The 26,397-nt window shown below is 68.5% G+C and carries 24 protein-coding genes; 3 read left to right on the forward strand and 21 right to left on the reverse strand.

Translation table 11 applies throughout. From position 1 onward, the window contains the following. Positions 1-24 precede the first annotated feature (24 nt). Positions 25-1,032 (forward strand): LacI family DNA-binding transcriptional regulator, encoded by a 1,008-nt coding sequence (locus FB471_RS24970; protein ID WP_142000779.1) that lies wholly within the window; start codon positions 25-27, stop codon positions 1,030-1,032. Between the two features lie 121 nt (positions 1,033-1,153). On the opposite strand, the gene FB471_RS24975 is transcribed toward FB471_RS24970, so the two are convergent. From FB471_RS24975 to FB471_RS25020, 10 genes are all read right to left on the reverse strand, one after another. Beyond that, entirely contained in the window at positions 1,154-1,927 is a 774-nt protein-coding gene (locus FB471_RS24975) for a sugar phosphate isomerase/epimerase family protein (RefSeq protein ID WP_142000780.1), read from the reverse strand. 32 nt (positions 1,928-1,959) lie between these two features. Beyond that, entirely contained in the window at positions 1,960-3,792 is a 1,833-nt protein-coding gene (locus FB471_RS24980) for a DUF2264 domain-containing protein (RefSeq protein ID WP_142000781.1), read from the reverse strand. Then, the gene (locus FB471_RS24985) at positions 3,789-4,793 is read right to left on the reverse strand and encodes a hydroxyacid dehydrogenase (RefSeq protein ID WP_142000782.1); all 1,005 of its coding nucleotides are present in this window, start codon (positions 4,791-4,793) and stop codon (positions 3,789-3,791) included. Before FB471_RS24985 ends, FB471_RS24980 begins: the two co-directional genes overlap by 4 nt. Further along, positions 4,790-5,629 (reverse strand): carbohydrate ABC transporter permease, encoded by an 840-nt coding sequence (locus tag FB471_RS24990; protein WP_142000783.1) that lies wholly within the window; start codon positions 5,627-5,629, stop codon positions 4,790-4,792. Before FB471_RS24990 ends, FB471_RS24985 begins: the two co-directional genes overlap by 4 nt. Then, a complete protein-coding gene (locus FB471_RS24995) occupies positions 5,626-6,579 on the reverse strand; it encodes a carbohydrate ABC transporter permease (protein WP_142000784.1) in 954 nt (317 codons plus the stop codon). The genes FB471_RS24990 and FB471_RS24995 overlap by 4 nt, the downstream gene beginning before the upstream one ends. A gap of 13 nt (positions 6,580-6,592) precedes the next feature. Continuing rightward, positions 6,593-7,894, reverse strand: a complete 1,302-nt coding sequence (locus FB471_RS25000; protein ID WP_142000785.1) for an ABC transporter substrate-binding protein — start codon at positions 7,892-7,894, stop codon at positions 6,593-6,595. Positions 7,895-7,976: 82 nt separating this feature from the next. Then, positions 7,977-9,062, reverse strand: a complete 1,086-nt coding sequence (locus tag FB471_RS25005; protein WP_142000786.1) for a substrate-binding domain-containing protein — start codon at positions 9,060-9,062, stop codon at positions 7,977-7,979. 108 nt (positions 9,063-9,170) lie between these two features. Further along, positions 9,171-9,320 carry a hypothetical protein gene (locus FB471_RS25010; RefSeq protein ID WP_211358134.1) on the reverse strand — a complete coding sequence of 50 codons (150 nt, stop codon included), beginning with the start codon at positions 9,318-9,320 and terminating at the stop codon, positions 9,171-9,173. A 259-nt stretch (positions 9,321-9,579) separates the two neighbouring features. Next, complete coding sequence (locus FB471_RS25015) at positions 9,580-9,972, reverse strand: hypothetical protein (RefSeq protein ID WP_142000787.1); 393 nt, start codon at positions 9,970-9,972, stop codon at positions 9,580-9,582. A 350-nt stretch (positions 9,973-10,322) separates the two neighbouring features. Continuing rightward, complete coding sequence (locus FB471_RS25020) at positions 10,323-11,381, reverse strand: carboxymuconolactone decarboxylase family protein (protein ID WP_142000788.1); 1,059 nt, start codon at positions 11,379-11,381, stop codon at positions 10,323-10,325. A 556-nt stretch (positions 11,382-11,937) separates the two neighbouring features. Between FB471_RS25020 and FB471_RS25025 the strand changes: the two genes are divergently transcribed. Beyond that, complete coding sequence (locus FB471_RS25025; RefSeq protein ID WP_142000789.1) at positions 11,938-12,411, forward strand: winged helix-turn-helix transcriptional regulator; 474 nt, start codon at positions 11,938-11,940, stop codon at positions 12,409-12,411. 16 nt (positions 12,412-12,427) lie between these two features. On the opposite strand, the gene FB471_RS25030 is transcribed toward FB471_RS25025, so the two are convergent. Both FB471_RS25030 and FB471_RS25035 read right to left on the reverse strand, forming a co-directional pair. Further along, positions 12,428-14,062: an FAD-dependent oxidoreductase gene (locus FB471_RS25030; RefSeq protein ID WP_142000790.1), complete on the reverse strand. Its 1,635-nt coding sequence runs from the start codon at positions 14,060-14,062 to the stop codon at positions 12,428-12,430. Then, positions 14,059-14,613 (reverse strand): DUF5987 family protein, encoded by a 555-nt coding sequence (locus FB471_RS25035; RefSeq protein ID WP_142000791.1) that lies wholly within the window; start codon positions 14,611-14,613, stop codon positions 14,059-14,061. Before FB471_RS25035 ends, FB471_RS25030 begins: the two co-directional genes overlap by 4 nt. 756 nt (positions 14,614-15,369) lie before the next feature. On the opposite strand from FB471_RS25035, the gene FB471_RS25040 reads away from it, so the two are divergent. Next, positions 15,370-16,170 (forward strand): helix-turn-helix domain-containing protein, encoded by an 801-nt coding sequence (locus tag FB471_RS25040; protein WP_342779468.1) that lies wholly within the window; start codon positions 15,370-15,372, stop codon positions 16,168-16,170. A 76-nt stretch (positions 16,171-16,246) separates the two neighbouring features. On the opposite strand, the gene FB471_RS25045 is transcribed toward FB471_RS25040, so the two are convergent. The 9 genes from FB471_RS25045 to FB471_RS25085 all read right to left on the reverse strand — a co-directional run bounded on the left by FB471_RS25045 (position 16,247) and on the right by FB471_RS25085 (position 26,386). Further along, a complete protein-coding gene (locus tag FB471_RS25045) occupies positions 16,247-17,233 on the reverse strand; it encodes a DUF1702 family protein (RefSeq protein WP_142000792.1) in 987 nt (328 codons plus the stop codon). A 172-nt stretch (positions 17,234-17,405) separates the two neighbouring features. Then, positions 17,406-18,074 carry a winged helix-turn-helix transcriptional regulator gene (locus FB471_RS25050; protein ID WP_142000793.1) on the reverse strand — a complete coding sequence of 223 codons (669 nt, stop codon included), beginning with the start codon at positions 18,072-18,074 and terminating at the stop codon, positions 17,406-17,408. 95 nt (positions 18,075-18,169) lie between these two features. Then, positions 18,170-19,477: an ABC transporter substrate-binding protein gene (locus FB471_RS25055; RefSeq protein WP_142000794.1), complete on the reverse strand. Its 1,308-nt coding sequence runs from the start codon at positions 19,475-19,477 to the stop codon at positions 18,170-18,172. A gap of 34 nt (positions 19,478-19,511) precedes the next feature. Beyond that, on the reverse strand, positions 19,512-21,164 hold the full coding sequence (locus FB471_RS25060) for a thiamine pyrophosphate-binding protein (RefSeq protein WP_142000795.1): 1,653 nt from the start codon (positions 21,162-21,164) through the stop codon (positions 19,512-19,514). A 52-nt stretch (positions 21,165-21,216) separates the two neighbouring features. Next, positions 21,217-22,515: an FAD-dependent oxidoreductase gene (locus FB471_RS25065; protein ID WP_142000796.1), complete on the reverse strand. Its 1,299-nt coding sequence runs from the start codon at positions 22,513-22,515 to the stop codon at positions 21,217-21,219. 31 nt (positions 22,516-22,546) lie between these two features. Continuing rightward, complete coding sequence (locus tag FB471_RS25070; protein WP_142000797.1) at positions 22,547-22,975, reverse strand: SgcJ/EcaC family oxidoreductase; 429 nt, start codon at positions 22,973-22,975, stop codon at positions 22,547-22,549. 21 nt (positions 22,976-22,996) lie between these two features. Continuing rightward, positions 22,997-24,145 (reverse strand): acyl-CoA dehydrogenase family protein, encoded by a 1,149-nt coding sequence (locus FB471_RS25075; RefSeq protein ID WP_142000798.1) that lies wholly within the window; start codon positions 24,143-24,145, stop codon positions 22,997-22,999. 67 nt (positions 24,146-24,212) lie between these two features. Then, positions 24,213-25,088, reverse strand: a complete 876-nt coding sequence (locus FB471_RS25080) for an LLM class flavin-dependent oxidoreductase (RefSeq protein WP_142000799.1) — start codon at positions 25,086-25,088, stop codon at positions 24,213-24,215. Positions 25,089-25,144: 56 nt separating this feature from the next. Continuing rightward, a complete protein-coding gene (locus tag FB471_RS25085) occupies positions 25,145-26,386 on the reverse strand; it encodes a cytochrome P450 family protein (protein WP_142000800.1) in 1,242 nt (413 codons plus the stop codon). Between the last annotated feature and the right edge of the window lie 11 nt (positions 26,387-26,397).

Below are 26,397 nucleotides of genomic sequence, written 5' to 3' on the forward strand. Positions count from 1 at the left end.
ACGCTGCGGAACAGGGGGTCGGTAATGACGAAAAGCGACCGGCCACCCACCCTCGGGGAGGTGGCGCAGCGTGCCGGCCTCTCCACCGGCACCGTGTCCAGGGTGATCAACAACGCCCAGCACGTCAGCAAGAAGGCGCGGCAGGCGGTCGAGCGGGCGATCGAGGAACTCGGCTATGTCCCGAACACCTCGGCCCGCTCGCTGGCCACCCAGCGCAGGGGCGCGGTCGTACTCGCGATCTCCAGTGACGATCCGGCGCTGTTCGCCAACCTGTTCTTCGCCGAGGTGATCACCGGCGTGAACGCCGTGATCGAGGAGACCGACCTCGAGCTGCTGCTGGTGCTGGCCGCCTCCGAGCGTGGCCGGGAGCGGTTCGCCCGCATCCTGCAGTCCCGGGGTGCCGACGGGGTCATGCTGCTGGCTTTGCGGGAGAACGATCCGCTGTCCAAGATGGCCGAGGACAGCGGTGTTCCGGTGGTGCACGGCGGGCGTTCGCTGGACCGGGCACCCCAGTGGTACGTGGACGCGGACAACCGGGGTGGGGCGCGCCAGGCCGTGGAGTACCTCATCGCGCGGGGCAGGCGGAACATCGGCACCGTGACCGGTCCGCTGGACATGCATGTCGGTGTCTCCCGCTACCTCGGCTTTCGCGAGGCGATGGCGCTGGCCGGACTGGCCGACACCCGGGTGGCGAACGGCGACTTCAGCGAAGGCAGCGGAGCGAAGGGGATGGTGCGGCTGCTCGACGAGCATCCCGACCTGGACGCGGTGTTCGTCGCCTCCGACGCCATGGCGGCCGGTGCGCTGACCGTGCTGCGCGACCGGGGTCACGAGGTACCCGGCGAGATCGCGGTCGTCGGGTTCAACGACATCGTGACGGCGCAGCACACCCAACCCGCGCTCACCACGGTCCGCCAGCCCATTGAGGCACTCGGGCAGGAGATGACCCGGGTGCTCGTCCGGCTCATCGACGGCGAGCGGCCGACCCCGCTGATTCTCCCCACCGAGCTCGTCATCCGGGACTCGGCCTGACGGCGGCCCCGCGAAACGTACGTCCTGACGTTCTCCTGGGTTGTCACCAGGGTCGCGGCAACCTCGCGTGGCGTACCGGTCGACGAGCCGGCGGGTCTGCTCCACCGCGCTGCCGGAACACCTAGCCTGGTGACGCGTGCCGGGCGAGCCAGGCCGCGGCCGCGCGCAGCGGCACATCCACCGGCGCGATGGCCGGGTACCACGCCCTTTCCCACTCCAGGGAGACCCAGCCCGACCACGAACGCAGGAGCCGGCCGCATTCCGCGAGCGGCACCGCGCCCTCGCCTGGCGGCACCGGCGTCGGATCCTCCCGGTCCCTGGCATCCTTCACCTGGAAGTAGCCGAGGTAAGGCCCGAGTACCTGCTTGGTGACGGCCGGATCCTCCCCGGAGCGCCACGGGTGCACCGCGTCCCACAACACCGCGGCCAGGTCCGGCTCGCCGAACCGGGCGACCACATCCAGCGCCGCGGTTCCGGTCGGATGCGAGTCGTGCGTCTCGACCAGCAGCCGCACGCCTGCCTCACGCAGGTCGTCGAGAACGGCTTCGATTCGCGGGTGCGGGTCACCATCTCCTCCCGGGAAGACCCGCACCGCGGACGTGCCGATCCGGTGAGCCAGTTCGACCAGGGCGCGCAGTTCGTCGATCACCGGCCGGTCCGCCCCCGGCGCACAGACCTTCGCGTAGCCGGCAAGGCACGCGACCGCCAACCCCTGGTCGGCCAGTAGCGTTCGCACGTCGCCGACGGCGCGCTCGGAAAGTCCCAAGTGGACCTCTTCCGCGGGATGCACCCGTAGCTCCAGGCCTTCGCAACCGTGTGCGATGGCCGTCCGTGCCGCCGCACGCACCGGCACGCCGGGCATGCCCAGTGTGCTCACGGCGAACCGCCAGCTCATCGAGAACCTCCGTTCGGGTCGGGAGTCACCGCTCACCCGGGGACGACATCGAGCGGGTCGAACCGGATCGCGACCGCGAAGCCGTCCGGCCAGCGGATCTCGACCCCGTCGATGGTGGCCGAGGCCACCGGATCGCCGGCCTCGGCACCCAGCACCGCCAGCGCGGCCAGCACCCCTGTGCCGAGAACGTCCGCGCTCAGACACGGGAGCACGGCCCACGGGACATAGGCGGTACCGTGCGGAGCGCGCACCTCGTCCTGCCGGCTCCAGCCGGCCAGGGGGCGGAGCACCGACTCTCCGGGGCCGGTCGCCCAGCCCGTCTGCTCGGCGCGCGCACCTGGCGGAGCGCCGACCACACGATGCACCCGCACTTCGTCGCGCCCGCGAGCCACGGTGACACTCTCGACACGCAGGCCCGGTACCGCCGCCGGACCACGCCCGAAGATCGGGCGATGCCAGGACGCGCCCCATCCCCAGCCATCACCCTGGCCCGCGCCGAGCGGATGGATCCGCCGGCGGACACTGCGCACTCCTCCGACGACGACCGCGAAGTGGTTGTCCGCCACGTTGCCCCGCGTGGTAGGGCCGGTGCGGGTGGAGTAGGCGAAGCGGCCGTAGTGCGGGTCGTCACCATCGGCCGCCTCGGCTTCGCGCGGCCGGACGTGGTCGCTGCCGTGGTTGTGCAGCCGGACCACCCCGTCGGAGGCGGTGGACTGCAGCAACAGTCCCGGCGTGGGCAGAGCGAGCGCCGTGTCGGCGACCTCGCTGGGCGCGGGTTCCTCCCTCGCCGTCCACAGTGGGTGCTGGGGTGGTGCGAGCAGGCACACGAACGCCTTCGACGCCCAGTACGGCGATCCAGGCCCGGAGTAGAACTGCACGGTCGGCCGGTGCGGACCATGCCAGCCCAGGCTCAGCAGTCCGTCCTCGCCGACGGCACCGCGGTCGACGAAGTACCGTAGCGCGCCGCTGAGCAGGCGCCGGGAGACCCCTGGTCGCAGCGGGGTTTCCGCGGTGATCGCGCCCAGCCCGACGGCAGCCCCCGCGCCGAACCGGTAGGTCAACGATCGTCCGAAATGGATGGGACTGCCGTCGCCCCCGAACCACAGGGCGAAGGCTCCCAGATGCTCGCGCAGCCGCGCGCCCAGTGCCGTGGGCACTCCGGCGAGGTGAGCGTCCAGCACCGGGTACAGGTGCAGCGCCCAGCCGTTGTAATAGTCGAAGGCCCGCCCGTCGCCGTCGGCATACCAGCCGTGCCCGCGGTACCAGCCTTCGAGCAGTTCCAGCGCCCGGTCACGGGCCCGCGCGGTCTCGGCGTCGCCGCGGCCCACCGATTCCAGGAACCCGGCCACGGTGTAGGGGAACAGGTGCCAGTTGTTCGGCGAGGGTACGTGCCGCAGCGCGCCCCGGAGCCACCCTTCGATCCGGTCCCGCACGCGCCCGTCGAGGGTGTCCCAAAGCCAGGGACGCGTCAGCCGGAGCCCGAGCGCCACGGAGGCGGACTCCACCATCGGCTGCCCGGCCACGTCGTAGTCGAGGATCACCGGCCACGACTCGGCGCCGTCTCGTCCCGGCGTGCGGGTACCCGCGTCGAGGCCCCGCGCGTAGCGGTCCAGCCAGCCGTGCGGGTCCGCACCGGCTTCCCCGGCGACGCGGAATCCGGCGGCGAGGAACGTCCGGGCGAAGCCTTCGAGACCGTCCGAGCGGGCGCCGTTCGCCGAGGCGGGCCCAGGCAGGTCGAGCAGTGCCCCGCCGGGGGTGGACCACCGCCACGCGGCCTCCAGCAGCCCGTCCGCGGCGGCGACCCAGTGGTTCCTGGTGTAGCCGGTGTACGGACTCAGCGCCCGGTCCTCAGGCGGCAGCTTCACGCGATCACGCCCATCTGCTCACGCCGGACCGGATGAGCGAACCCCTCGCCGGACGCCCACCTGGTGACCTCGGCGATGGCCAGCTCCGCCAGCCGGCCCCATTCGTTGCCCTGCGAACCCGCCAGGTGCGGGGTGATCAGGACGTTGTCGTCGTCCCACAGCGGGTGGTCGGGTGGCAGGACCTCCGGTTCGGTGACATCGAGGATCGCGCGGATCCGCCCAGCCGCGGTCGCCTCGGCGAGAGCCTCCTGATCGAGCACGGCGCCGCGCGCGGTGTTGATCAGCACGGCGTCCGGACGCATCGACCCGATCAGCTCGCGCCCGACCAGCCCGCGCGTTTCCGGGAGCAGCGGTGCGTGGACACTGACGACGTCGCTGCGCGCGAACAGGTCGGTCAGGCTGACCACCTCGGCCCCGAGCCGGGCCATCCCCGCAGCGCTCACGTAGGGATCGTGCACCAGGACCCGCAGGTCGTACGGGCGTAACAGCTCGATCACCCGGCGGCCGATCATCGAAGCGGACAGGATGCCGACCGTCCGCCGGAAGTTGCCGACATGCCGGGGCACGGCCAGCCAGTCGTCGCGGACGCGACCAGCCCGGTACCCGCGGGCACGTTCGAGTACCCGCTTGCCCGACATCAGGATCATCGCCACCGTGTACTCGGCCACCGGTGCCGCGTTGGCGGCGGCCGCCGAACTCACCTCGATCCCCCGATCCCAGCACGCCCCGGTGACGTGCGCGCGGACCGACCCGGCTGTATGGGCCACAGCACGCAGCCGGGGTGCACCGGCGAGCACCGCGGCGTCCAGGGGCGGGCAGCCCCAGCCGGTGACCAGCAGCTCGACGTCGCGCAACGTCTCGCGGGTTTCGGGGACGGTGAAGTCGTCGAGCACGCCGTCGGCGAGGTCGCACACCTGGCGCAGCGCCCGCAACGCGGTCTCGTCGAGGACGGCCGACGCCGCGTCCGTGGCCATCGCGAGCGCGGCGCGTGGGCGGCTCACTTGACCGCTCCGGCCGTGAGCCCGGACCGCCAGAACCGTTGCAGCAGCACGAACGCCACCAGCAGCGGGATGATCGCCAGCAACGAGCCCATGACGACCACCGGGTAGTACTCGGGCGAGACGGTTGCCGAGCTGTTCCACGTGTAGAGGCCGAGACTGACCGGGTAGAGCTGCTGGCTGGAGAGCATCACCATGGGCAGGAAGAAGTTGTTCCAGATGGCCGTGAGCTGGAACAGGAACACCGTCACCGCTCCGGGGACCAGCATCCGCAGTGCGACGCGGAAGTAGGTCGCCAGTTCGCTCGCGCCGTCGATCCGCGCGGCCTCGATGATCTCGCCGGGCACGTAGCCCTGGCTGAACACCCGGCCGAGGTAGACGCCGAAGGGGTTGAACAGCACCGGTACGAACACCGCCCACACGGTGTCGACCAGCTCGGTACCGGAGGCCATCAGGTAGAGCGGGAGCGCGAGCACGGTCTGCGGCACCATCACGGCGGCGAGCACGAGCCCGAAGAGCTTTTCCTTGTGCCGGAAGTGGTACTTGTCGAAGGCGTAGCCGCAGGCGATGCTGACCAGTGCACCGATCGCGGCCCCGACCACCCCGTAGAGCAGGCTGTTGGCATACCACCGGCCGTAGATGCCGTTGTCCATCGCGAGTAGATCGCGCAGGTTCTCCAGCGGGGAGAACCCGCGCCAGGAAAGCAGATCGCTGCTGAAGAGCGCGTCGCCGTTCTTCGCCGCGGCGAGCACCAGCCACAGCACCGGTAGCAGCGTGTACAGCACCGAGATTCCGACGACGGTGTTGACGGCCGTACGGCTGAGGAGTCTGGTGCTCACCGACTCGCCTCCCTGGTACGGTTGGTCCAGCGCGTCACGCCGTAGGACAGCGCGATTGTGCAGGCGAGCAGGATCACCGACGCGGACGCCGCGAGGCCGTAGTTGTTGCGGGTGAACGCGGCGTCGTAGATGTACATGCTCGGCGAGAACCGTGCGGTGACCATCGGCGTTGACTGCGACAGCAGCATCGGCTCGGTGAACAGCTGCAGCGACCAGATCAGCGTGAACAGCACGACCATCACCACCGACGCGCGGATCAGCGGGGCCTTGATCCGCAGCGCCGTACGGATGGGTCCGGCGCCGTCCACCACCGCTGCCTCGAGTATCTCCCGCGGCACCGCCTGCAACGCGGCGTAGAAGATGACCACGTTGTAGCCGAGGTTGCTCCACAGGGCGATATTCACGATCGCCGGGAGAACCGCGTGAATTCCCAGGAAGTCCACCGTGATCCCGGCCTTGCCCAGCAGCTCGACCACCGGGCTGAGTCCGGGAGTGTAGAGGTAGAGCCAGATGATCGCTGCGATGATCCCGGGCACGGCGTGGGGCAGGAACAGCCCCAGCCGCGCCACCGACCGCAGCCGCGCGGCCGCGGAATCCAGCAGCAGGGCGAGGCCGAGGGACGCGACGACCAGCAGCGGCAGGTAGATCAGGCTGTAGAGCGCGATGACGCCGAGTCCGCTGAGGAAGGTCGGGTCCGACAGCACGGCGAGGTAGCTGCGCAGACCCACGAAGACGGTCCGTTCCGGGCCGAACCCGAGTCCTGGTTGGTCGGCGCCGAAGAAGCTCAGCCACACCGCGGTGCCGACCGGGACGAGGAACACCGTCACCAGCAGGACGAAGAACGGGGCCATCAGGACGGCGCAGGCGACGAGCTCCTTGTGCCGGCCGCGTCGCCGGGGTACCGGCGCGGGCGCCGGCCGGAGCGCCGGGCGGGAGCGCGTGATCGTCATCCGTGACCTCCTTTCAGCCGCCGTGCGTGGTCGTGGCCAGGCCGAGGGCCGCCAGATCCGCCATGGTGGCGCGCTGCGCATCGCGGACCGCGCCGAGTAAGGTGCCCTGCCCGGCACCGGCCCTGGCAAAGCCGTCCTGCAGCACACGCTGGGTGGCACTCATCCGCGGGCCCCACATCCAACCGTCGCGGATCTTTGCCGCTTCCTCCTCGAAGACACGGTAGATGTCCTGGCCGCCGTAGTAGGACCGGTCGAACGCCCTGCGCCCGACGTCGACGAGCGCGGGCGCGGCCGGGTACTGGCTGCTGGTGCCGCTAGAGAGCCTGGCACGCAGGGCATCGGGATGGGTGACCTGCCATTCGATGAACTCCATCGCCGCTTCGGGATGAGCACTGTCCCTGGTGACAGCGAAGGTCGAGCCCCCGTGCGTGCCGACCGCGGGATGCGCGAGGTCCCACCGCGGCAGCGGCGCGACGGCCCACTTGCCTCGCTGGCCAGGGCGGGACGTCATCTGCGCGCCCGCGTCCCAGGCACCGCTGAGCCGGGCGAGCACACGGCCCTGACCGATCTGCGCGTCGTGCTCCCTGCTGAGCGACGCGTTGGCGAAGACCAAACCGTCGTCGATCAGCTGCTGCCAGTACCCGGCGACACGGCGTGTCGGACCGTCGGTGAGCGAGAGGTTCCAGGCGCCGCCGGACGTGTCGAACCAGCCCGCCCCGGCCTGCCAAGCGAACGCGGCGAACTGCAACGCACCATCGGTCGGGAACAACGCGATCCGGCGCCGGGCGTCCCGGACCCTGCGGGCGGCCGCGGCGAACTCGTCCCATGTCCGCGGAACGGCCAGGCCGAGCTCGGCGAACAGGTCGGTCCGGTAGTGCAGCACCATCGGCTCGACGTCGAGCGGCACCGTGAACACCCGCCCGGCGAACGTCGTCAGGCCCAGCGCCCGCGGCAGCAGCTTCGCCCGCAGCCGGTCACTGACCAGGTCGGTGATATCGCGGGCGACGCCGTCGATCGCGAAACCGGGCACCTGCGGGTACTCGATGGTGGCAACGTCGGGCGCGTTGCCCGCACGGGCCGCGGTGCTCAGTTTCGCGTAGCCGCCCTGGTCCCCGGACGGGATCTGTTGAAAATCGACGTGGATACGTTTCTGCGCGCGGTTGAACGCGTTGACGACCTGCTGGCTGCCGCGCAATGCCGACCAGAACGTGATCCGGACGGGTCCGGCCGATGCACTGGTACCTGCCGCCGAGCACCCGGCCGCCAGCGGCAGGGCCAGGCTCGCGGTGAGCACCGACCGGCGGGTTGCGGGCATCGTCGTCTCCTGCGGTTCACAAGCGGATATCCTCAGTCTGATCAACTGAACGAATTACGGTCAACAGAATCGGCCAACTCGGTCAAACGTTCATTCTGGCGGAGGTGCGCACCGTCAGCTCGGGGAGCACCGCCACCCGGCGCGCGGGCCCTGCCGCCGGGCCGCGGCCGAGGCGTTCGAGCAGGAGCTCGGCCGCGAGTCGCCCCACCTCCGCCTTGGCCGGCGCGACGGCGGTCAGCGGCGGGCTGCCGAGCGAGGCCACGACGTCGTCGTAGGCGACGACCGAGTAGTCCCGGGGCGCGGCGAGCCCGGCTTCGGCCAGCCGCTGAACGAGGATCAGGGCGTCGATGTCGCCGTGCATGATCACGCCGGTGGCACCGCGCTCGCGCATCGTCTCGGCCAGCGACGGCTCGTGCGGGGCGACGTCCGGATCGGCGCCGGCGTCCGGCGCGCTGAGCACCACGGCCCAGTCCTGCACCTGCGGCCGCGCCTGGCACGCCGTGGCGAACGCGGCGCGCAGGGCTCGGGCGGTCGGGCTGTCGTCCCGCGCGGCCAGCACCAGCCGCCGGTGCCCGAGCGACACCAGATGCTCCACCGCCAGACGCATGCCGTACCAGTGATCCGTGTACACCGAGTCCCGCGAGTGCAGGGCGCTGCCCGCGCGGGGCTCGCGTTCCATCAGCACCAGCGGCACGTCGACATCGGCCAGCCAGCGATCGTCGGCCTCCTCGTCCGCCGCGGTGCGCCAGCGCGGCGCGATCAACAGCCCGCGCACGTCCTCGCCGGAGAGCACGCGCTGCACGATGGGCCGCTCGGCACCCGCGACCTGCGGCGCCGGGTGGAGCACAACCCGCACGGATGCCTCCTCCAGCGCGGCACGCGCCCCGTGCACGACCTCGTTGAGGTAGGCGTGGCGCTCGGGGACGACCAGTGCGACCACGCCCCTGCTCGGCTCGTCCGGTACCGGCGCCTGCCGCGCCGGCACGAGCGAGCGCGCCACACCGTGGCCCCTGCGGAGCCTGCCCGCTCGCGCGAGGTCCTCGACGTCGCGGCGGGCGGTGACAACCGAGACTCCCAGCTCGGCGGCGAGCTCGGTGACCCGTACCTCGCCCCGCGTTTCCACCATGGCCAGGATTCGTTGCCGCCGGTCCGCGCCCGACTCCCGCATGACATCCACCTCGGCTGCTCGTTTGATCGCTTCAGCGTAAAACTCGATCAATCATCGTGTCGATGCCGGACCTCGCCCGCGTCCTCAGCGGCGGGCTGAGCAGGGTGTTCAGGCTGAGCGCCCGGCGAACTCCTGCGTGCCGATGACGGTGAGCAGGTCCAGCTTGTCGGTGCTGTCCGTGCCGATCGCCGGGGTGAACCAGAGCAGCCGCTGGCGGCCGTCTTCGACGAACAGGTTGAGGCAGTTGACCTCGAGCAACCAAGGCGACCGTCCATATCGGGCACTTGCCGCGACGCCGGCGAGGGTGTTCGCGCGGTCCCCGACCGCATCCGCGTGGAGTTCCGCCGTCGCGTCGGCGTCGACGGCGGCTGGGGAGTGGCCGGCAACGTACCGACCGTCGCCATGCTCAACACCGACGCCTGACCGCGGACCGCGCGACCGCCCGGCGACCACACGACGCGGGCCGTCGCGCCATACGTCAGGCCGCGGCCCGCAAGTCCGGCCGCCCGACCGTGTGCTACTGACCGTGGAACTTGTCCCGGGCGGCGCTTTCCGCCGGGTCCAGTTCTTCCAGGACAACCTGGACAGCACCCATCGCCGAACCCGTCTTCGAGGCGAATCGTGCTTGGGAGATCGGCCGGGTCACCGGGTTGCGCCGGTAGGCTTTTGCCGCCCTCTCCGCGGCACGGAGGGCCTTGATTGCCAACGCGAGACGCAACTGGATCCGGTCCGCATCGGCGCCGAGCAAATCCATAGCGCGGGTGACCTTGCCGGTAGCCCCTTCCAATTCGTCGGCGCGATGGATGCAGGAGGGCTCTGTGAACGTCATCAGCAAGTCACGGACTTCACGGAGCTCCGCTGCGGCTTCTGGGTGCATGCGACCAGTGTTCCTCAATTCGTACTCGATCATCAAGTGACCGACCCTTGTCAAGGAACTGAACAGGCCCTGGTGTCCCGGGGAACGGACTTGGTTGTCGGGGGAGATCGGTCGGCGCCACGCACGGAGGTGGAGGGCTTGGCGCAAACTCGCGGCGAGCCGCGGAGAAATGGTGCGAACGCGAGCTGGACCGCTCGCCCGAGTTTCGGGACGGCCTGGATTGAGTGCTCGACTCAGCCGATCTTCCGCGCGTTGGATACAGGTACAGTGGTCGTCACTGAGATAGCCGGGACCGGCGATTCTCGAATCGTGGCGCGCGCGGCGCTGATCCGAAGCTACATTATGGACAGTATGGCCGGCTGGGAGTCGCGCCAACCATGGCCCTAGCCGAGCAAGGGATGGTGTTCCTTGAGTTTGACGGTGATCCACGAGCCGATTCGCCGTGCCGCCGACATGCTGGCCCAGGAGGTCAGCTCGACGAGAGACTTGTCATCCGGTCGGGCTTTCCGAAACTCCGCGATCGTCGAGGAATCCAACTGCGCCGAGGCGAGCGCGGTCTGTACCGCGATCCGTCCCGCCGCCCGGTCGGATGGCGGCAACTCGTCAACCGCCTCGGCGACGAGGGCGTGGTCCGGTGGATCGCCGGCCCAGTCGGCCAGTATGCGATGCAGCAACGCCCGCACCGTTTCCGGTGCCGAGCGGGTGCCTGCGGCGTCGATCGTCGCCGTGGCACGGGCGAAAGCCTCGGCAATCGACGGATTGCCGCGCGCCCAGGCCAGATCACTCGGCAGCGGCGCGGCGGGTAGTAGCTCGAGCGAAGCTCCCGGCGCGTGGTGGACCTGGGCTGCCGTACTCATGAAACGGCCGAGCATGCGCAACGTTCGGCCGCGTGCGGCCTGGGGTATGCTCCGGGGCAGGGGCGAATCCGGCAGGAATGTGTTGACCATGCGGTTGATGTAGTGGAATGTCAGCACCACGCCGACCAGTTCCGGGACATGCGTGAGCGGGAACGGCACGTGACTTGTCGTGGTCGTGGCGCTCGCGCTGCTGCGTGCCCAGTCAACGACGCGGCGAACGCCGTGGTCGGTTTCCGGATCGTCCGGGGCCGCGACGCTCAACGCTTCCAGCGTCATGCTGTGCACGTCCACGCAATAGGGGCACACGTTGCCCAGCGACACGGCCGCGGCGACTGCCTCCTTGGTGTCCCGGTCGACCCGATCGGTGACGACGAGCGACTCCCGAAGCATGAGCCAGCAGGCGGCCATCACGCTTGGAGCGGGCGAGTGCAGTGCGACCGGGGGCGCGATCATACCGAAGTCTCGCTCCACCTGCCGGTACACCGAGGTGGTCAGACCATTGGCCCGGCGCACCGGGGCCGGCGACACATGCTGAATTCGGTTCAGCGATCTACGGAGCGCTCTTTGGAGCAGAATTCTACTCAAGTCTGTCTCCGTTCGGTAGCACACGGTTAGCACGGTACTTCATGTTAGTTCGTTGGAGCAACTGACATGATAGTATCCATTACCGGGCCGCTCTGACCTTCGGTTGATCGTGCGAAGTCGTGGATCTGGTCTTTTGCGACAGCGGGCAGCGTCGATCATGATTGCGTCTCCGGTAATCACCTTCGCTCATGCGGGCACTGTTGCTGGCGTCGTTGAATGATCCGAACGCGGCGGCGGCAAAGCGCGGTCCGGCCGGTCGGCGCCGGTGCGTCGGCTGACGTCGGCGGCGGTGCCGTCGAGCCGGCGGTGAGAAGGACGGATGACAACTGCGGTACCGCCGTTCGAGTGGCGGGCACGGTGTTTACGCGCGGTCCTACGCGCGCACTCCGCGTGCTCCCGACGCTCGGTCGGCCACTACGACCAGCAGCCGCGCACGAAGGTGCCGGCCGGGCTCAGTTCGAGCGAGCACCCCGCGGCGCCGACCTGGCTCCTTGCGGAGGCTTGTGGTCATTTTACCCAGCATACTCGTTAGTAGACAGGCACTATAATATGTGGAATGACGAGAAGGACGTACGGTGGCCAACGCTGCACCGTCGCGCGTGCGTTGGAAGTCGTGGGTGAACGGTGGACGCTGCTGATCATCCGGGACGCGCTCCTCGGTATCACCCGCTTCGAGGGCTTCCGCGATACGCTGGGTATTCCTCGCAACGTGCTCACCGCCAGGCTGAACCTTCTCGTCGAGCACGGAGTCCTGGAACGGGTCAGGTACCAGCAGCGACCGGCCCGGTACGAGTACCGGCTCACGGGCAAGGGGCGTGCGCTCTCGCCCGTCGTCGTCACCCTCATGAACTGGGGAGACGAGTACTACGCCGACGACTTGCCCGGGCCGCCGACGCGGGTGGTGCATGAGGGGTGTGGCGGGCACGTGGTTCCCCGGATGGTGTGCGAACGCTGCCAACCTCCGCTCAGGCTGGTGGAGGTGAGTGCGGTCCCGGCTGGGTGGCGGCGGGCGGACGACCAGTCCGGGTAGCTGGATCGTCGAGTGGTCATACCGTGGTCCGTGCCGCCGCGGACGCCGACGTGAATCCGGTGGGAACCGGTGCGTGGTAGCTCACGGCTATCCCGCGTTCCCGTGCCGCCTGAACGATTCCGGGGATGGCACGTTCGGCCAACGCGCCGATGGTGAGCGCGGGGTTGACGGTGAGCGCGCCGGGCACGGACGACCCGTCGGTGACGAAGATGCCCGGATGTCCGCGCAGCTCGTGCCGGTCATCAAGGGCTGATGTCGCGGGGTCGTCGCCGATCCGGCACGATGCCAGTGGATGCACCGTGTACGCGCCGACCAGGTCGTTGGTCCACGGAGTGACCTCGGCGAGACCGTCGCGCTCGAGGATGTCCTTGACCTCGGCGTCCGCCTCGGCCCAACCACGCAGGGTGTTCGGCGTCGGGTCGTAGTGCAGCACACCGCGGCCCAGCATCTGTTGGGAGATACGGTAGGCGTTGCCGGTCGGTGGGGGAGTTCCGAACACACCCTCGTTGTCGTCCTCGATCATCTGGAAGATGATCAGCCAGGACTTCCAACGACTGAGCATCGCCTTCTTGGCCGGCCCGAACCACGCCGGATCGGCCGCGCCGGGCGCCTGCGCCAGGATCGTACCGAGGCCGGGAGGGAAGTACAGTTGTTCCAAGGAGAACCGGGAATACTCCGGGAGTGATCCGTCCAACCGATCCCAGTTGGCCACGACCGGGCCGTTCCCGATCTGGTTGGCCTCGTAGGCCACCCCGTTGCCACGGTCGAGGCCCAGTACGTCTCGCACGCGATCCTCGTTGAGCACGGCGGTGTTCAGTCGTTCGCCGTTGCCGGAGAAGTACCGGCCGACCGCGTGCGGCATGGCGCCGAGCGTGTCCTCGGAACGTTTGAGGATCAGCGGCGTGGCACCCGCTCCCGCGGCGAGTACGATGATCTTGGCGTCTATCGCACCTTCCCCGGTGTGGATCCGGTAGTCCTCCTCGTCGATGTTCGTGTAGTGCACGCGGTAATGGCCCTCGTTGGTGCGCGAGATGCGTTGCACCTCGTGTAGCGGCCGGATGTCCGCGCCATGCGCGACCGCCGCGGGAACGTAGTTGAACAGCAGTGAGCGCTTGGCGTCGAACCGGCATCCGGCCATCATCCAGTTGCAGTGGGTGCACTTGGAGTGATCGACGCCGACCGGCACGGGGTTGGCGGTGCGCCCGGCATGGTCGCAGGCGGCGGCCCACAGGCCACCGGCGTAGGTGACGTCGTCCCAGGTCTGCTGCTCGACGACCATCGCCTCGGCGATCCGGTCGTACCAGGGGTCGAGGGTGTCACGGCTGATCGCTGCTGGCCACATCCGCTTGCCGATGTTGCCGTGCCGTTCGAACGCGAACCGTGGTGCCCGTGGCAGCGCGGCGAAGTACACGACGCTGCCGCCGCCGACGCAGTTGCCCGACAGCACGCTCATGCCGTCGCCTGCCACGAAGTCGAAGACCCTGGTGTACGAGGAACCCAGCAGGAAGTCGTGTTCGAAGTCCTGGCCGGACAGCCAGGGTCCCCGTTCGAGTACGACGACCCGCGCACCGCCTGCGGCCAGGTAGTAGGCGGCGATCGCGCCGCCGAACCCGCTGCCGACGACGAGGACGTCCGTTGATTCGACGCTCATGCCGGGCTCCCGGAAGGTGTGGTGTTCGGGTGCGGACGTGCCAACGCCCTGCGGTAGGAGTGTTCCTGGAAACGCCACAGGCCGTCCTCGTCGGGCTTGCCGAAACCCATGGCGAGCAAACCGGGGTGGCCGGCCGCCATTGCGTCGGCCGTGTGCATGTGCGCGGCGCTGTCGTATGCCATGTAACTGAACAACGCAAGCAGTACCCAGCCGTCCTTCTCCGGATGGTCAGGGGCGACGAGACGAGTGATCAGCCTGGTGCGGTGCTCGGACGAGAGGCCGACGAAGGGCGGAACGTCGTCGTCCGGCTCAAGGGCCAGTTCCGCGGCGTAGGTTGCGGCGTACGCGTTGAGCGCCTCGGTCATCGGGCCGAGCCCGGCTGTCACGCCGGTCGCCGAGGTCCGCAACAGCTCGAGCGCACCGGCTTGGACCGCGCCCGGTCCCGTCGCCACGCCCGCGATCGCCCTGTCGCCGGGTGACCGCCGCTCACCAGGAACGATGGTGTCGGCGAACGCCTCGAGCGTCATGGTCTGGGCATCGTCGGCATCCATCCATTTCCTCCCGTCCGCACCGGCACGAAACGACTAATGGGAATCTCCTCGCACGTGAGTGCCTACGTACCAGGTGCCGCCTGATCCATCCTCTTGGCAACGTCTGTTCGGCGGCATCTCCCAGCGTGCGGTTCTCAGTGCCTGTTCCTAAACTCGCGTCACGGCCGGCTCGGTCGGGCTCGGACTCCGGCGCGGAAAGTCACCTTCGCAGGTCATGCGCCCGGCCTCGCCGCCCGTGGGCTGTTCGCCGCTGAGCGCTGTGGCGCGGAGCGTTTCCGTTTGGGTGGTGGTGGGAGACGTGGTGTTAGTGCTGTGGCGTGTCAGCGTCTCCGTTTGGGTGGTGGTGGGAGACGTGGTGTTAGTGCTGTGGCGTGTCAGCGTCTCCGTTTGGGTGGTGGTGGGAGACGGGAGGGCGAGTTCTTCGACTCGCCTTGAGCAGTAAAAGTCCAGTTCAGGAACGGACTCTCAGGGGGGAGGTCAAGGGGTCATCTGCTGAATGCGCCATCCACTCGTCCTGTTTGGGAAATCGATATTTCGTCACGCTGTGTAAGATTCTGGTTTACGTTCGAGCTGTTCGTGACTACACTCCGTTCGGAGAGTGGCCGGGGTGTCACTGTGTGCTTGATTCTCCGGGAACGGGCTGCTAACGTGGGTAGTCGCCAGCCTTCAACCGAGCCCTGCAACACTGTGAACAGTATTTTCGGTCATCGATTCGGACCGCGAAGCGGGCGAGCCCAGTGAGTCGATGATTTTGCTGTGCGGCTGATTACCCTGGGGGATGCGGTGGACGAAATGGTCGAGAATGCCGTTGGCCGCGCAATTGACATCATGTATCACAATATGGCCGATCAGGTCACGTTGGACGACATGGCGCGCGCGGCTATGTTCAGCAAATTTCATTTCTCGAGAGTTTTCCGGAAGGCCACCGGTGTTTCACCGGGCCGTTTCCTGGCTGCCCTGCGATTGCAGGAGGCGAAAAGGCTGCTGCTGTCCACGTCCCTGAGCGTGACCGAAATCAGCCAGCGAGTCGGTTACCAGAGCGTCGGGACCTTCAGCTCCCGGTTCCGCCGCAGTGTGAATATGTCACCGAGCACGTACCGGCGGATGGGCGGCGTCACCTTGCAGGTCTGTGGAACAGTCCCGCGCCAGCAACCGACCCCGAACCGGCCCGCGACCGTACACGGCCAGATCGGCGCGCCACCCGTCCCGTCCGGGCTCGGCAAGGTCTTCGTGGGTCTGTTCCCCGACCGGCTGCCGCAGGGGCGCCCGGTGCGGTGCACGGTGTTGCGCGGCCCGGGGCCGTTCGAGTTCGGCGACGTGCCGCTGGGAACCTGGTACCTGCTGGGCTACTCCGTCGCGGTCGACCGGGACAAGGTGATCTCGGGCCCGCAGGATTACGGCAACGGGCTGTACATCGGGTCCAACGGGCCGATCACTATCCGGCCCGAGACCCAGGTGCGTGTCGCCGACCTGACGTTGCGGCCGATGAACCGGCTGGACCCGCCGGTGCTGCTGGCCTTGCTGGACGCGCGCGAGTTGCAGCCGACGGGCACCTGAGTGTGCTGTGGACGGTGTCGACACCCGTTCGGGAGGAGCACCGGCCGTTCGCCCACGCACCGTCCCCAGGACCGCCTCACCTAGGCAGGGAAGCGAAGTGCGCCCGGATCCTCTGCCGCCATGACTCGTATGTCAGGCCGGCGCCTGCCTCGTCGCCGTGGGCGATCGTGCCGTCCGCGAGTGCTACCGCCGCGTCGATGCCCACCTCGCCGAGCGCGTGCGCTGCCCACTCGGTGTGCTTGGGCACGTATCCCGCATAGGTCCTCGCTTTGACAGCGAACACCATGCCGAGCGCGACCTCGTCGCGGTACCGCCCCGCGAGGCGGCGTAGCGTCCGTAGCTCGTCCGGCTCGGCGTGGCCCGCGAACGTCGACGCCAGGCCCACCCCGCTCCACAGGTCGGCATGCCGTCGGGGGGCGAACCGGCCGACCGCGGCGGCTACGTCGTCGGGTCGTGCGCCGTGGATGAACCACAGTGCGCGGCCGATCCCCTGGTCGACCGCCCGGTGGAAGTAGTTCGGCTCGCCTTGCCAGGGGTACGGTGCCGGAACATGTTGCCGCTCGACCCATGTGCGGGTGTCGAAATAGGCGCGGTCGAACCCGTAGCCGTCCACCGCGAGCCAGCTCATCGCGGGATGGTACGGCGAGGACTCGGTCAGGTCTGGGAGGACCCGACGCCACAGCGGCCGGGGGAGGCGGGCCATGGCGAACCCGATGCCGATGTAGGCCAGGAACAGGTGCGGGCGCCCAGGGCCGTCGAGCAGATCGCGGGTCTTGTGGCCGCGTCCGCCGCGCATCGCGTCGAGGATCGTGCACGCCATCGTCGCGCCCTCGTAGGCGAAACCGAGTTGTTCCTGGCGTACCAGTGACAGCCTGCGTTCCAGCTCCCATTGCGAGCGGGTGTCGATGCCCCACTCGAAGCCACAGAGCACGGCTTGCGGTATGGCCTCCAGATGCCGGGCGACATCGGCCGGGGCCGGTGGGAAGCTCCGTCGTTCGAACGTGACCTCGGCCAGTGACGGCGTCATCAACAGCCTGCGTACCGAGCCCAACGTGGTCGGCATGATCCCTCCTTGCGGGCATCAGGCCCAAGTCGGCGGCCTTTCCACAGCTATCTCTCCGTGAGACTCACGGCCGGGTTCGCACAGCGGGAGGAAAGACTGCCCGAAGACGTGATACGAGCATGGAACGGTGAGTTTGTGTTCATGGAAAGGTGAGGCGGAAGTTCGACTCCGGTTACCCTGCCAGGACTCGGTGCCGGATGGGACGGAACAGCGTCGGCAGTTCGGCCGCCGCCGCCATGCTTCCGCGCACTCGCATCTCTCCACGCTCGAGCGAGTCGCTCAGCGAGCGGGTACGGCACAGGTAGGCGTGCAAGGTAGGTATGTTGGTTTCGATGGTGGCGTCCGGTGCGCCGACCTCACCCCTGGCCAGTTGGAGCTCACCGTCCACGACACACACCTGGTATCTACGGTCGCCGACACACAGCCCGAACCGGACGGTGCGCCCTTCGGCCGCGACCGGGTCGAACATGACACGCAGCGACAACACGTTGGCGTCGACGCTCAGCGGCGGGCTGCGTGGCGGGTCCGGAGACTGCAGGGCCCACCTGCCGAGCGAGTGGATGACGGGTTCCAACTTGTAGCCCCATTCGGTCAGTTCGTAGGCTTGGAAAGGCATCGGCGGCGGTAGCCGGCGGCGGTGCGCGACACCCGCCCGGATGAACTCGCGTAGGCGTTGAGCGAGAACGGTAGGACTGACGCCGGGCAGATCACCGCGCAGGTCCGTGAAGCGTTTGGGACCGAGCAGCAACTCACGCACGATCAGCAGTCCCCAACGTTCCCCCACGAGATCCAAGGCATACGCTGTCGCGCATCCGTCGTCATAGGAACGTTTGGGCGCCATGCTTCCAGGCTAGTCGTTCTCTGCCGATCTGGCGCCGACATGTGGCGAAATTGCGATATTTACGCGGTATTGCTTTCGTTGCCACATGCGGGCGATCAACGCCTGGGGGAACGGGGACGCTCGGCAAGGTACTGGTCCAGCAGTACCTGTGCGTCGGCGGACGCTCGGGTCAGTCGCTCCACCGGGTCGACGTCGCGCACCAGCATGTCGTGCATGGCCTCCGCGAGCAGTTCCTGAATCCGGAAGTAGTTGCCGACGAGCGCGCCGCCGGCGGGCCGGCCGTCGGCGGTCATCACCTCGAGCTGGTTGTTGGGTGCGCGGTGGTACGGCTGCTCGTCGAACCAGCCCTGCCGCTCCAGCAAGGCGAATCCGGAACGGGTGACCGGGATGAAGCTGTGTTCCTTGTGGTACTCGGCGACGTGGCCCGGGTTGGCGAGGTACTGCATAAACGCCAGCGCTCCGTCCTGAGTCTTCCGGTCCAGTCCATCGGCCAGCCACAGCGAGGTGCCGGCGACCACGTTGCCGCGGTACGGCACGTCAGCGTTGTACGGGAACCGTGTCACGGCGAGCTCGAACCCGGCCTCCTTGGCGGCTTCGGCGGTGCTGCCGACGTCGTTGGACGAGCTCATCCGGAAGGCGATCTCCTGGTCGGCGAACAGCTGGAACGTGCCGAACCAGTCGCCGGTCTCGCCCGAGTACTGGTAGAGGCCGTCCTTGTACAGCTCGCGCCACCAGGACACCCAGGCAAGCATTTCCGGGATGGTGAAGTCGATCTTCTGGGCGGATGCCGTTCGGCCGTTGCCGTTGTCCGCGATCTTTCCTCCCTGCACGGCCATGGCGTGCTGAAACGGGATCCCGTGGTTCGCCCAGCCGATCGCATGCGGCGGTCCGCCCGGCGACTTGACCACTCGTTCGCAGGCCGCTCGCAGGTCCTGCCATGTCTGCGGGACCTCGGTGACGCCCGCGGCCTCGAGCATGGTGACGTTGGTGAACAGGTTATAGGTGGTCGCCACCGTGGGCAGCGATCTCAACTCGCCGTAGCACGTGTACTGGGCACGCAGCGCGGGCAGGATGTCGTCGAGCACGACCGGCTCACCGAGGATCTCGGTCCGGTCGCCGACCGCGGTGGAGACCGAGGTGAACACCGGTCGTCCAGCGTTGTCGACCTCGTCGAGCGCGTTCGGTGTCTCCGTGTAGTAGTACTCCGCGATCGCCGGGACCGTGCCCTCGCGCACCCCCTGTGCTACCGCGCCGGGCATGTCCTCGAAGTAGATTCCACGGATCCTGATCTCGTACTCGGGGTGCGCCCGCTCGAACTGGCGAGCCCGGGCGAACAGCGTGTCCATGTAGTAGGGAAAGGTCAGATCCGCCAACCAGGCATCCACGACTGTCCGGTCACTCATGTGTATCCCTCTCCTTGTCCGTGTAGTTGATCGGTCAGTGCGTCGATCCTGCCGAGGCCCGCGGCTCGACCAGGTAGTCGCCGACGACGTCCCGGACGACCTTGCAATCGAGCAGTAACGTGCCCACGCAGCCACGGGCACGCCAGCTGCGGACGGCGTCGAGGTCGCCCAGCGTCCGCACCACCGCCGCCTCCGCGCCGAGCGACTTGGCCAGGCCGTCGAAGTCGGTGTCCGTGAAGACCGTGCCCGCGGACACCTCGAGGTGCCGGTACATGTGGACCTCGGCGCCGTAGGCGGCGTCGTCGTACACGATGATGAGCGCCGAGTCCGCCGTACGGATGAGGGTTTCGAGCTCGGACAGTCCCATGAGCGCTCCGCCGTCCCCCGTGGCCAGCACGACGGCGCGGTCGGCTCGTCCGGTGGCGGCACCGACGGCACCGGCGAATCCGAGGCCGATGCTCTGCATCGACACACCGGTGAACACGAATCCCGCCGGATCGGGGACCGACCAGTACCGTGCCGGCCAGCCGATGAAGTGGCCGCCGTCGGTGACCAGCGTGCGATCCTTCGGCAGCAGTTCGGCCAGTGCCAACGACAGGGTGCGAGGGTCGATCCGGTCGGCTGTGCTGCGGTCGGTGTAGTTCTGCTGGTCCCAGTGCACGCCATCGAGCCGGCCGGCGATCCGCCGCCGCCAGCCCGATGGCGGCGTCCCGGCCACGAGCAGGCGGTCGCACAGGGCGGTCGCGACGTCGAAGGCATCGGCGACGATCCCGATGTCCGTCCGCGGTGATATCTGTTCCGGCCGGAGATCGACCTGGACCAGGGTGGTGTTCGGGCTGACCAACCGATCGCCGTGCAGGGTCCACTCGCTCAGGCTCGTGCCGAACGCCAGGATCACGTCGGCGTCGCCGATGAGCTCGGCGGCCGCCGGTGACGACAGGTTGCCCACGACGCCGAGCGACCATGGGTTGTCCCCGAAGATTCCCTTGGCCAGCAACGTGTTCGCGAGCAGACCGGCACACCGGTCGGCCAGTGCCGCGATCGGGGCCTGTGCGCCGGCGTGCCACGCGCCGAGTCCGGCCAGCAGCAGCGGGCTGCTGGCGGTGCCCAGGAGCTCCATCACCGTCCCGACCTCCGCCCGGGGCACCGGAGGCACCTCGGCCGGCACCGGTTCCGCCATCTCCGGTGGAAGTGTCCCCGCAGGCATCACCTGCACGTCCACTGGCAGAAACACCACCACCGGACGATTCGCGGCGCTGGTGAACCGCAGCGCGCCGGCCACCGCCGCCGCGGCGTCCACCGGGGCGGTGACCCGAACCACGGCGGCGCCGAGCGAGGCGACGAACGACTCGTCGTCGACGTCGATGGGCCGTGGCCGCCCTCCCGGTGGAGCGCCGCACAGCAGGACGACGGCGCTACGGTTCTTCACCGCGTCGGCCAGGCTGGTGGCGGTGTTGGTCAGGCCTGGGCCATAGGTCACCGTGCAGACGCCCACCTCGCCGCAGACGCGGTGGTAGGCGTCGGCCATCGCCACGGCACCGGCCTCGTGCCGGGCCGGAATGTACCGCACCCCCGCCTTGGTCAGCGCGGCGACGACGCGAACGTTGCCCACACCCACCACACCGAACGTGTGCCGGACACCCGCGTCGGCCAGCGCTCCGCCGAACGCCTCCGCGACCGTTGTCATTGTGCTCCCTTGGTCACTGCCGCACGGCGGCTGGAGTCGATCGTCGAACAGATCATCCGGCGTGCTGGAGTACGCGGCGTTTCATGTCCGGTTCCATCAGCGTCGCCGGGGGATCCACCAGGCCGGCCACCCGCATGAACGCGGTCAGCACCTCCGGGTCCTGGCACGCGGCGGCCATCACCTTCGCCATGTACTCGTTCATCTGCAGAACCTCGTCGGGGCGACTCCCCACCACCTCGGGATAGGCAAGGTCACCGCTCGCGGCGGTGCCCCACGGCGCGTCGATCACGTCGGCGATGGCCCGCTGGAACGCTAGTGGCTCCAGCGGCCCGCGCCGCACATGCTCACGCAGCACCAACGCCTCCAGCGCGGACACGGTCATGCCCTGCCCGTAGACGGGGTTGAAGCTGCAGGCCGCGTCGCCGAGCACGATGAATCCGTCCGGGAAGCCGGTCAGCTTGTCGTAGCGAGGGCGGACACTTGCCGGAAACCGGAAGGAAACCGGGTCAGTGAGCGGTTCCGCGTCGGCGATCACCTGGTAGATGTCCGGGACCGGCAGGGTCCGCACGTAAGCCAGGAACCCCTCCGGATCGGTGGGTGCGCGGTCACCGAGCACCCCACCGACCGAGAGCACCCACTTGCCGTCCTCCATCGCCGAGAAGAAGGCACTGCGGCGGGTTACCGGAGAGGGCAACGGGTTGACGGACTTCACGCCGTTCATCACCGACTCGTCCGGCAACCGGTAGAGCCTGGTGGTGTAACTGAAGTCGATCTTGATCTGTTCGAAGGCCGGCCGGGCGTAACCGAGTTCGTCCAGCCACACCGGGGTACGCGAGCCGCGACCGGTGGCGTCCACCACGAGGTCGCCTTCCAGCGTCGCCTCGGATCCGTCGTGCACCCGTGCGCCGGTGATCCGGGTCCGGTCGGGGCTCGCGACGAGGCCGACGATGTCATGCTGTTCCAGGAACTTCACGTTGCCCAACGCCGCGACCCGGTCCCGGACAAAGCTTTCCAGCACCGGCCTGGTGGCCGAAAGGTACCTCATGCCGGTGACCGCCTTGCACGCCTCATGCCCCGCGAAGAACCACCGGTGCTCGCCGAGGTCACCGGTCAGCGCGCCGGCCGCCAGCGCGTCGTCGGTAAACCCGTCGAACAGCTCATCGAGGATCTGATGGCCGCGGGCGAGCAGCCCGTGAATGTGCGCGCCCTGCGGGACGCCGCGGCGTGGTGTCGTGACACCGAGCAACCCGTCGCGGTCCACCACGAGCACTTCGGTGTAGGTCTCGGCCAACACCCGCGCTGCGAGCAGCCCGGCCATGCTCCCGCCAAGTATCACCGCGCGGGTGCCCATATGTGCCTCCTCAGCTGGAAGATGTCGGTGTTCACCACGGGTTGTTCACGGGCGTGTTCTGGTACGCGGCGAGACGCCATTCCGCCCCGTGCCGCACGACCACCCAGGAGGCGTGAATGGCTCGCTGGTGGCTGGGCTCGGTCTCGCCGGAGGCCAGCACACCGCCGCGGGAAAGCAGGATCGCGGCGTTGTCGCCGAGCATGCGCATGCTGATCGGCGTGCCCGTCACCCGCGTGCCCTTGAACGGCCCTTGGAACGCCTGGGTCAGGAACTCGCGGGCCTCGTCGCGGCCGCTGCAGAAGACCCCGGTGAGGATCATGGTCGCGTTGTCGACAAACTGGTCGGCGAACGCGTCGGCGTCGTGGCTCGCCCACGCGGCGGCCACTCGCTGGGTCAGTGCCGCGATGGCAGCCTTGTCGGCGTCGGCAGGCTCGGTGACGAGCTCGGTACTCGTGCTCATCGTTCTGTCCTTTCCGGATCGTCAGACGTACTGGGAGTTCGGCGGGAGGCCGCACAGCACGCGGCCGTACAGTTCGGCGTTGGTGTTCGGGTGCATCAGGGCGTGCTGATGGACGGCTTGGATGTCCCGGGCGATTCGCTGGATCGGCACATCGCTGTAGATCGACGTGCCGCCGCTGGCCGTAGCGAGGATGTCGACCGACTCCCGTACGAGACGCACGGCCTGGCCCAGGTCGGCGCGTGCCAGCACACGTTCCTCCATCTCCCACTGCGTACCCTCGTTGCCCTTCGTGTCCACGACGGTGGCCAGGCGCTGCACGTGGAACTCGGCCTCGTCCAGCTTCATCGAGGCCTCGGCGACCTGCAGGTGGGTCAGGGGAGCGTCCCGTTGGCTGTCATAGTCGGTATAGGTGATCTTGCGGCCGGGCAGCCGCTCGGCGAACGCCTGCTTCGCCGCCTTACCGAGGCCCACGATGCAACCGCTCGACGAGGCTGCGGCCACCGGAAGCAACGGGATGCGGTAGGCCCTGGACTCCGCGGTTCGTTGGGACACCGGTTTGCCGTCGACCGCGGCCATCAACGACAGCACACGTTCCTGCGGGACGAACACCTCGTTGGCGACGGTGCTGACACTTCCCGTGCCCCGCAACCCCGACGTGTGCCAGTCATCGACGATGCCCAGGTCGGACATCGGTACGAGGGCCATCACCGGCTGCGGCTCGCCGTCTGGCGGTACGAGAATCGCGATGATCTGCTGCCAATGACTGTGGTGCGCACCGCTGATGAACTGCCACCTACCGTTGACCACGACCCCGCCGTTCGTCGGGGTGGCCGTCGCGCTCGGGCTCAGCGTGCCGCAGATGCGGGTGTCCGGGTCGGCGAACACCTCGTCCTGCACCTCGTCGGGGAACATGCACGCCATCCAGCCGGGGATCGTGTAGACCGTCGCGACCCACGCGGCCGACCCGTCGCCACGGCCGAGTTCGGACAGCACGTCCACCAGCGTGCTGGTGTCTGCTTCGTACCCGTTGTAGCGTTTCGGCTTGCGTATCCGGAACACGCCCGCATCGGCCATCGCCTCGATCACTTCGTCATGCAACCGCCGGTTCTCCTCGGCCCACGGCGCGTGTTTCTGCAGGAGCGGCACGATCTCGGATGCTTTGCTTGTCATTTGCTGCCGTGAAGGGAAACCGATCTTCGTCACGATGTCCTCCGGGTCCAGAATCGATGGGTGAGCTTTACTCCCTGCCGAGTTCGGGCAGCACCTTCGCACCGATGAGCTCGACCTGGCGGAGCGGATCGGGCGAGGCAACGATGCCGATCACGGTCTGGATGCCTTGACCGGCCAGCTGTTGCAGAGTCTCGAGCAACTCGCCGGTCCCTTCACCGTTGCCGACGTCGAAGGGCAGGCAGCAGGTCTTCTCGATGTCGTCGTAATCCCTGCCGACCTCTGTGCAGATCTCCCGCAACCGCTCCAGCCGATCGGGCATGTCCGGGGTCGGGTAGAGGTTGCACGCGTCGGCGTACCGGGCCACCAGCCGCAAGGTCTTGTCCCCGGCCCCGCCGACCATGATCGGCGGATGTGGTCTGGTCAGGCTCTGCGGAACACCCAGGATCCGGTCGAGGTGGTAGTGCTTGCCGTGGTGTGCCAGGCCGTTACCCCGCTCGCCGTCCCAGTAGCCGAGCAGGATCCGCAACGTCTCCTCGAGCATCTCGAACCGCTCGGCCACGGGGGGAAACGGGATGCCGGAACCGGCCGTCTCGTCCGCGTTCCAGCCCACCCCGATGCCCACCGAGGCCCGGCCACCGGAAAGGATGTCCAGCGTGGTGACCGTCTTGGCCAGTAGGGCCGGGTGCCGGAAGTGCACACCGGCGACCACCGGCGAGATCCGGCAGTGCCTGCTGTTGGCCGCCATCACGGCGAGCGTGGTGAAGCACTCCAGATAGGGTGCTTCCTCGCCGCCCGCGTTGAAGCCCTGCCACAGATGGTCACCCGTGCTCAGCGACGTGAACCCGGCCTCGTCGGCGAGCTGGGCGAATCGTGTGACCGTGTCCCCTATCGCGCGCGGCCCACCGGGCCAGTCGAACGCTCCCAATTCCAGACCTACCCGCACGCTAAGACTCCTCACTGTGTCGAGATTGTGCTGATGTGCACATCGTGTGATCGGTTTCAGGCATTCGCGGGCAGCGCCGCGGTCAGCCGGACCGGCAGGGTGGTGTGGGCGTTCATGATGAACGTCGGCAGCGGCTCCAACTGGCCCGGTTCGACCGCGAGGCTCATGTCCGGGAACCGCTCGAACAGGGCGGGCAAGCCGGTCGACGCCACCAGCCGGGCGATTCCGGAGCCGAGGCAGTAGTGCGGGCCGTGCCCGAACGAGACGTGATCCTTGTTCGGCCGGGTGACATCGAAGTCGGCCGCGGTCGCGCCGTGCAGTTCCGGGTCGCGCCCCAGCGCGGCGTAGTTGATCAGGATCGGCTCACCCCGCTTGATGGTCAGGCCATCCAGTTCGACATCCTCCACCGCGAACCGCAACGGCAGGCTGGCCAGCGGGCACTCGACGCGCAGGGTTTCCTCGATCACGTCGGACCAGCCGGCCTTGCCCGACCTGACCAGGTCGAGCTGATCGGGACGGGTGAGCAGGGCGGTGATCGCGTTGTCCAGAAAGTTGATCGTGGTGTCCGAGCCGGCGCCGAGGATCGCGAAGATGGTGTCGGTCAGCTCCTGGTCGGACAGCTTCGCGCCGTCCTCGTCGTCACGCGCGGCGATCAAGTCGCTGGCGATGTCCTCGCCGGGGTTCGCCCGCTTGTCGGCGATCAGCTCTTCGATCGCGGCACGCCAACCGGCGAGGATGCCCGCCGCCTGTTCGGGAGTGACGTCGATGTCCGCCATCCGGTTCATCGCGATCGCGGTCTGCCTGCGCTGCTCCTCGGTCATGCCGATCACGCCGGCCATCAGCCGCGCGGGAAGGGGGTAGCAGAACATCGCTCGCAGGTCGACCGTGTCTCCCTGCTCCGCGGCGATATCGTCGAGCAGGCTGGTGACCAGCTCGGCTACCCGCGGTCGCAGTTGCTCGACTCGCCGAGCGGTGAACGCCTTCCCGATCAGCCTGCGCAGCCGGAGGTGGTCGGCGCCGTACGCGGTGGACACGTTGTCCATCGCCACCCAGCTGATCAGTTGCCAGCCGGGTGGGATCTCGCCCTCGCGGAACGCGGGCCAGTGTGCGTGCGCGCTCTTGGTGACGTTGCGATCGCCGAGCAACTGCTTGGCGACCTCGTAGCGGGTGACCCACCACGCGTGCACGCCGCCGGGAAGCTCCACCCGGACCGCGGGTCCCTGGTCACGCAGCTTGGTCGCGAGTTCGTGGATTCCACTGCCGCTGCTGTCGAGCACCGGGCATCGGCTCGTCGACATGGCTGTCCTCC

This window comes from Amycolatopsis cihanbeyliensis (assembly GCF_006715045.1).
GTDB lineage: Bacteria > Actinomycetota > Actinomycetes > Mycobacteriales > Pseudonocardiaceae > Amycolatopsis > Amycolatopsis cihanbeyliensis.